The organism is Chromatiales bacterium (assembly GCA_020445605.1).
Classification (GTDB): domain Bacteria; phylum Pseudomonadota; class Gammaproteobacteria; order JAGRGH01; family JAGRGH01; genus JAGRGH01.
Genome location: JAGRGH010000023.1, coordinates 1 through 3,256, shown reverse-complemented (window position 1 = coordinate 3,256; position 3,256 = coordinate 1). Strand labels below are relative to the sequence as shown.

Below are 3,256 nucleotides of genomic sequence, written 5' to 3'. Positions count from 1 at the left end.
TGAGTCTTATGTTATTGTAGATGATTGCTACATTATCAGGAGTTCTCTCTGCTTGCTCCTCAAAGAGCTGCTGTATTGTCTTGTTGTGAGGAAACGGAGCTTGGGTATTGTTGTAGTTGATTAGGAGTTTATGTTGTTCTTGGGTGCTTAAGTACGTGAGAGTTTGTTCTTTGGTATCTTTGCTTAAGCTGTTTTCTACTTCACCTATTTGAGTTAGGATAGTTTTTGCTGTAGAGAGTAACTGCTTTATTGTTTCTTCTGTAAAGAGCTCTCCTGCGTAGTTTATGGAGAAGGTGAGGGAGTTATTTCCTTCATAAGCTATTACAGATAGAGGATAGTCTAGTCTTTCTATAGCTTGTTTAAAATATATGCTGAGAGATTGTTTTGTGCCTTCTTCGTTTGTTTCTTTATTCTCTGTTGGAACTGGGTAGTTCTCAAAGACAAAGAGGGTGTCGAAGAGTCTTGTTCCGTCTTTTTGCAGTTTAGCAAGACTCGTGTTACTTCTTGTGTTTATCTCTGTAACGTCAGATTGTAGTTTTTTTATAGCATCTACGATTGTTGTTGTGGTATCTTCACTGGTATTATGCTCTACTATAAGAGGAAGGGTGTTGATATAGAGTCCTACTGAATGTTCTATATTGCTTACAGGAATGTTTCTTCCTGATACTGTAGTTCCTACTACGGTTGTGATGGTTTGGTTGTTACTGCTGTTACTATTACTACTACCATATACTTTAAGTACTTTATGCCATACGTATTGAAGTATTGCATTTAGAGTTATTCCTTCTTCTTTACTTAAAGTTTTTAGTTTGTCATATAGACTATCTTTGATACTTAAAGTAGCTGCTTTATGATCTTCTACTTGTTTGTAGTTATTTAAGCGCAGTCCTTTCTTATTACTCGTAATTAAGATGCTTAAGTCATCTTTTTCTTCTATCTTGTTTATATAGTCTTGCCAGTATTTACTATTTTCCTCTCGGTAGTCTTGTAAGTATTTTTGTGCACCTTTATAGCTTTGGTCTTCTACTGTATCTATGTAGCTTAGTTCTTCACCTTTTGAGAGCTTTGTGTAAGCATTATGTACGAAGTTTAGAAGTATTGGATTGCTCCATCCGTCTAGTATGGCATGATGGCTACTAAATATACATGTATAGAGCTCATCTCTTTGTTTGATTATATGTAATCTAAATAGATTACCTTCTTCTAGTTTGTATCTTTCTAGTCTGTCTGCTTCCTGTATTTGTTTGATTTGACCTTCTTGTACTGTGGCATCTGTGATTGCACTTAGGTCTACATACCTAAAGTCTACTACTCCCTCTTTGTCTATTATCTGGAGCAGCTCTTCATCCCAACTAAATCTTAGTCTTAAGCTCGGGTATTTTCTTTGAGCTAACTTCCAGGCTTGTTTTAGTACGTCTATGTCTAGCTTGCTTTGATACTCCCAAATAACCTGTACTAAGTAAGCATCATCTACATCTCCTTGATTTAGGTAATGATAGATAAAACCTTGCTGCAAACTATTTGCAAGATACACTGCTTCTACTTCTTTTTGCTCCTGTAGCTTATCTAAGTATTCTTGAGTAGTTATGTTACCTACATCACTTACAGTGAGGTAGGTTCTTTGAAGAGAAGAGCTATGATTCACTACCTCTTCTAGTTTATCCTTAAGTACTTCTGCTAGCTTACTGGTGATATCATTATTTAACTTACTTGCTATACTAAATGAGAGTACATTTTGAGTAATAGCACCATTTATGTTAATGATGTTTCTATCATGGTTATTTGGACTTACTTGTATCCCACTAGCTTCTTCTGTGATGCTCCAAGTATTTGCATTGTTGTTACTTTGAGCAGTTTGATCTAGCTGTCCTAGATAGTTAAAGCTTACTTTCGGTAGTAAGTGATCTTGATATCCAATTATACTTCCAAAACCTATTCCTTTATTTGGAACTTGTCTTAGGAGTTCTTTTGTATATTTAATAGTACTTGCTAGATCTACTGTCCCATTATCAACATCTCTTCCTACTTCAAGTCTTACTGGATACATGGTAGTAAACCATCCAATAGTCCTTGATAGATCTAAATGGAGACTGCTTTGCTTCCCTATTTCTTCTTCTCTGCCGTGACCTTCTAGGGTAATGTGATTAACGAGGCTACCCAATACTTCATTTAAGGCTAAACCAAGAGCAGAGAGGAGTAGATCGTTTATTTCTGTATTGTAAGCCTTATTACTCTCTTTAAGGAGTTTGTTAGTGAGAGTCTTGGTGAGTGATAAACTAGAGTATGAAGTTGATGCACTTGATGAATCAACTGAAGTAGAAGTAAAGATGCTCTCTAGTATCTTGTTACTCCCACTTATGTCACTAGTTACATTATCCCAGTAACTGCTCTCTTCTTTGTTTATACTTGCGTAAGACCTTATAGCTTCTACCCACTGACGGTAGCTTGTGCCTTTAGGTCCAAAAGAGGATGGATCGGCAGCTTTACTATAAAGATCTCTCAGGTCTTCTGTGAGTATCCTCCAGCTTACTGCATCTACTATTAAATGATGAAGAGCAAAGAAGATTCTAGAGCTTTTATCACTAAACCCATGAATGTATCCTATAGAGTAGAGAGGTCCAGTTGTTAGATCAAAGCTACTTTGCCATAAAGTGAGTACTTCGTGAAGCTCGGCTTCAGATAGAGTACTTACATCAAGAGTCTGAATAGGAAGAGCTGCAGCTTTATCATCGTAATATTGCCTATCACCATCATACCTTAACCTAAATGCATCATGATAGTTTACTAGAACATCTACTGCTTTTTGAAGTATATCTATATCAAGAGTACTTGCTACTTTAACCAAGAACGATTGGTTAAAGTGAGAAGGAGTAGTAAAGTCATTCTCAAAGAACCATTCTTGAATAGGAAGAAGAGTTACTTCACCAGAGAGCATTCCTTGTTCTGATGTAATACTAGAAGAGTTAGTAGTATTGCTTTCCAGATGTTTACTTACTACGTTATCATAGAGCTTCTCTATAGTTCTATAAGTAAAGATGTCTTTAACGCTACAAACATTATTACCTAGATCAACTCTTTGTCTTATTCTACTTACTACCTGTATACTTACTATACTATCTCCACCCATCTTAAAGAAGTCATCACGAATGCCAACGCTACCAAGATCAAGACCCAGTACTTCAGCAAAGATCAAACAGAGCTTACTCTCTAGTTCACTGCGAGGTGCTACGTAAGAAGAAGAGTCACTGCCAAGCTC

The 3,256-nt window shown here is 36.4% G+C and carries 1 protein-coding gene; it reads right to left on the bottom strand.

From position 1 onward, the window contains the following. The coding region (locus KDG50_03415; GenBank protein ID MCB1864452.1) for a hypothetical protein at positions 1-3,256 on the bottom strand (3,256 nt) is incomplete at both ends.